7 protein-coding genes are annotated in these 3,939 nt (G+C 49.8%); 6 read left to right on the top strand and 1 reads right to left on the bottom strand.

What is annotated here, in order from left to right; all coding sequences use genetic code 11:
- Positions 1 to 201: 201 nt before the first annotated feature.
- Both KDK14_RS04455 and KDK14_RS04450 read left to right on the top strand, forming a co-directional pair.
- Positions 202 to 426, top strand: coding sequence for a hypothetical protein (locus KDK14_RS04455; protein ID WP_257263816.1), 225 nt, complete (start codon positions 202 to 204; stop codon positions 424 to 426).
- Between the two features lie 244 nt (positions 427 to 670).
- Complete coding sequence (locus KDK14_RS04450) at positions 671 to 1,924, top strand: ATP-binding protein (protein ID WP_257263815.1); 1,254 nt, start codon at positions 671 to 673, stop codon at positions 1,922 to 1,924.
- A gap of 102 nt (positions 1,925 to 2,026) precedes the next feature.
- Here the strand turns inward: KDK14_RS04450 and KDK14_RS04445 are convergent, their stop codons facing one another.
- On the bottom strand, positions 2,027 to 2,290 hold the full coding sequence (locus KDK14_RS04445) for a hypothetical protein (protein ID WP_257263814.1): 264 nt from the start codon (positions 2,288 to 2,290) through the stop codon (positions 2,027 to 2,029).
- Between the two features lie 18 nt (positions 2,291 to 2,308).
- Between KDK14_RS04445 and KDK14_RS04440 the strand changes: the two genes are divergently transcribed.
- The 4 genes from KDK14_RS04440 (at position 2,309) to KDK14_RS04425 (ending at position 3,828) form a co-directional block, all read left to right on the top strand.
- Entirely contained in the window at positions 2,309 to 2,827 is a 519-nt protein-coding gene (locus tag KDK14_RS04440) for a hypothetical protein (RefSeq protein WP_257263813.1), read from the top strand.
- A 73-nt stretch (positions 2,828 to 2,900) separates the two neighbouring features.
- Complete coding sequence (locus KDK14_RS04435) at positions 2,901 to 3,203, top strand: CopG family ribbon-helix-helix protein (protein ID WP_257263812.1); 303 nt, start codon at positions 2,901 to 2,903, stop codon at positions 3,201 to 3,203.
- Positions 3,203 to 3,475, top strand: coding sequence for a type II toxin-antitoxin system RelE/ParE family toxin (locus KDK14_RS04430; RefSeq protein ID WP_257263811.1), 273 nt, complete (start codon positions 3,203 to 3,205; stop codon positions 3,473 to 3,475). The genes KDK14_RS04435 and KDK14_RS04430 overlap by 1 nt, the downstream gene beginning before the upstream one ends.
- An 86-nt stretch (positions 3,476 to 3,561) precedes the next feature.
- Positions 3,562 to 3,828 carry a hypothetical protein gene (locus KDK14_RS04425; RefSeq protein ID WP_257263810.1) on the top strand — a complete coding sequence of 89 codons (267 nt, stop codon included), beginning with the start codon at positions 3,562 to 3,564 and terminating at the stop codon, positions 3,826 to 3,828.
- Positions 3,829 to 3,939 lie beyond the last annotated feature (111 nt).

Raw genomic sequence — 3,939 nt, 5'->3', positions numbered from 1 at the left:
TCATCCCTGAGGGTGGCGCAAAATATTTTCACGCGCCATGGGCATTTGTGCTCTTTATGTGCTTCGTGGTTCCAATTCAAGACCCGCAGTACCTGGAAACCAACCCGCCTGCACTCGATCGCAGAAGCTAAAAAGAATAAGGAACAATAGCCCCATCAGGAAGAATTCCTTAATGTCTGGTCACCGGCTTATGATATTAATGTGACTCAGGGTGCAACGGGTCTGCATTTCAATATTGATGACTATTCCAATGAGTTGAGTCTGGATTTGGCGCTGGACGTAGCCCCTTATTTTCCATTGTCAGCGACACAGTCCAAAGAGATATTGACAGAGCTTCGTAGTGTGACCGACAACTGGCAACAATACGCGAATGAAATTGGCATTAATCGTCAGGAACAGCAGTTACCGGAATTAATACTATTTTGAAACTATATTTTCATTTTGGTTTTAATAAAGAGCTTATAGCTTCATTTTTCTGCTTCTCTCAGTTGCTGGATTTCCAGTCAGAAGTTCACTTCGTTCATCGTTTGAACAGAGCCTTTCATAACGTTATTATTCCAGATTAGTCATCAATAAAATCCATTTTAGTCGGATTATAAATCCATAATGGTCGATTTCAAAATCCATATTAGTCTAAAATAAAATCCATATTAGTCAAGACTGTATTGCTATGGATTTCATACCAAGAGCCATTGAACGTAACTTGCGGGAATGCTTGAAGGATACGCCGGTAGCCATTATCACCGGTCCCCGGCAATCTGGCAAAACGACCCTTGCGCGGCACCTGCTGGAGACACTCAAGCCTGAGGGTTCCGGCAGTTACCTGACCCTGGATGACGAAAATATCCTGATGGTTGCCCGCAATGACCCTATTGGTTTGCTGCGTAATCAACCGCGTCCGGTCATTATTGATGAAATTCAGCGGGCTCCGGAATTGATTCGCACGATCAAGCTGCTGGTGGATGAAGATCGTCAACCCGGGGCTTTTATCCTGACCGGTTCCGCCGATCTGATGACGCTGCCGACGCTGGCAGATTCACTGGCTGGCCGGGCAGAATGCATTACCCTGTACCCCTTCAGTCAGAATGAGTTGATGCAGAGGCCTGCTGGCGGGCAGGGAGAGCATGATATTATCAAGCAGCTACTGTCTGTGGATCTTACACCACAGCCCGGATCGCTGCTTGAGCTTGATCAGGTTATTTCGGCCATAGCCTGTGGTGGTTATCCGGAAGCAATACAGCGTTCTGCCAATCGCAGGACACGCTGGTTCAGATCGTATGCCGATGCCATTATCCGGCGGGATATCAGAGAAGTTTTTCAGTTGCAAAAGCTGGATGAAATGGCGCAGCTGCTTAAATCACTGTCTTCTATCTCTTCTGGGGCGCTGAACTACGCAAGTCTTGGCAAAGCGATAAAGATGGATAGCAAGTCTGTGCAAAAATACGTTGCAGCTCTTGAAAACCTTTATCTGGTCAAGCGAATTCCCGGCTGGCACCGGAATGAACTCAAGCGGGCAATTAAGCAGGCAAAGGTTCATTTTGTGGACACTGGGCTGCTGTGTTCCCTGAGAGGTATAAATGCAGCAGCGATTAAAGCTGACAGAAATCTTATGGGGTCGTTGATGGAAACCTGGGTCTGCTCCGAACTACTGAAGTCTATCGCCATCAGTGATCAGGACTGCCAGCTTTTTCACTATCGTGACAAGAGTCAGCGAGAAGTGGACTTTATTCTGTCAGGGCATAATGGCCAGGCCACAGGTATTGAGGTCAAGGCCGGCATGACGATCAAAAAAGAGATGTTCGCTACTCAGGAAATGCTAATTGCAACGGGCAGTATTCAGCGGGGGGTAATTGTTTACAACGGTGATAAGGTGCTGCCCTTTTCGGATAAACTGGTGGCTTTGCCGGTAGGGTGTCTGTTTTGAATATAATCTGTATGTCGTGCAAAAAAAAGTGAGAACAAAATCATTGCGCAGCATAAAGAAATCAAAAGTATTACAGAACCCGGCAAGAACAAAAATAACCACTTAACCAGTTGATTTTAATGGAATGCTCGTTTCGTTCGGGACGAAAGGTTCGGAGGTTCGAATCCTCTCACGCCGATCAGTGAAATCTTCCAGTCGCTCTGTTGCAGGCTTTTCCTGTCGATCCGTAGCCATGTAAGCGTCAATGTTCGCAGCATTAAACGCCTGCAGGTTGGACCCTGAGTAATAGCCATTATCCTCACTCATTTTGCCAATGGACGCGTTATTATCTGTTGCTTCTGCAATGGCTTCCGGTGCCGGCTTCACTTCCTGCTTGTCATTGGCATGCTGGCTGATGTGCTGGTCAACAATGATACCGTAGCAGGGCAGCCTATTCTCGGACAGCCTCCTGGCGATCCGGGCAATTTATCCAGCATGGGGTATCAACTGGACGAAACCGGGCGTTATGCACGACAGGGAGCCAATGGTGGCCCGGAGTTCCAAGACCTCAATCAGGCAGGCCAACAGGCTTATGAAGACTTTATGAGCCAGTACGGACCGCAGGAAGCCGTACAGCGCATTGCTTACGACCCCCGATTCCTGGAAACCCAGAGCGCACCACAGTTTGGCCGCTATGGTCTGGGCTTTGATACCGCCAGGCGAATGAACCGCCAGCCCGCTGCCTGGCAGAACCAGCCCGACCCCGCTAAAATGGAGGCCTTGCTGGCAACCAGACGCAACGGCAGCAGTGGTGACGATAATCTGCCAGCACCGGATGATAGTGATTACCGGATACCAACCCGGGATCAGGGTCAGACCCCGGCATCGGGCTATCAGCCAGGCAAGAGTTTTTATGGTGACTGACCAATAAACCCATTGCCAGCCCCATAACTCTATACTATGTTTTCAATGTCATACATCGAATACAGGTAGGGTTATGGGTAAACAACTGCTCTCTATCCGGCTGGAAGACGAAACGCTGGAGAAAATGAAGGTGATTGCTGAAGCCTGTGAGCGGGACACTGCTTACATTGCTCGAAAGGCAATCGAGGAACATATCGAGCGTGAACACTGGGTCATTGAGGAAACCCGTAAGCGCATGGCCGATATTGATCAGGGTAAAGCCAGTTTTGCCGGTAATGAGGATGTGAAGGCCAGAGCATACAAGCGTGCCGAAGCCGTCAGCGGGAAAGGAGCCGTCAGCGGGAAAGGAGCCGTCAGCGGGAAAGGTGAAGGTTGATGCAGGTTATCTGGGAAACTCGCGCAGAAAACGACCTTGCCGGGTATCAGGATTACATTCACCAATTCAACCCGAAGGCATCCATAGACGTTGTGGATCGCATCTTTGATTGTGTCGACACCATCACTGAACAGCCGTTAATGGGGAAGCCTGGCAGGATCGACGGAACCCGCGAGTTTGCCATACCGGATTTGCCCTTAACCCTTATCTATCGCGTGCAAGAGGCCAGCCTGATTATTGTGATCCTGCATCACCACCGAAAAAAACGCTAAACGGCTGGCAACCATTCATCCAGCATGATCTGAGGACATTCAGCCAGAAACTGATTCAGGAAACCAAGCGTTTAGAAAAGTCCGCCATGGCGCTGGCCAAGGCCCGACGCAAGCCCATTGCTACCGCCAACCGTGTCGGCTTGCTGCAACAGGCCAGGGCGGCACTGGAAAGTCAGCGGCTGGACGAGTTCAATCACCTGATGACGGATATTCGTCAGACCAATCAGGAAGAACAGCAGCGCTTGTCAGGCACAGATCCGGCCAATAGCAACACCTGCGACAGCCGGTTAAGCAATCAGCAGTACCGGGAATACCTGCAGATGACCGCCGAAGAGCCCCGGTATCTCAGTTGATTTCTCAGATTCTGATGATCCGCAGGTTACTTTCTTCCCGCCCCGGCAGCCGTTTGAAAGTAAGCGTCCAAACAGGGGGCAGACTCCCCCTACTTGTCGAGATCGGCTTTT

It is taken from the genome of Endozoicomonas sp. ONNA2, assembly GCF_024606365.1.
Classification (GTDB): Bacteria; Pseudomonadota; Gammaproteobacteria; order Pseudomonadales; family Endozoicomonadaceae; genus Endozoicomonas.
This window is presented reverse-complemented; position numbering and strand designations above follow the sequence as displayed.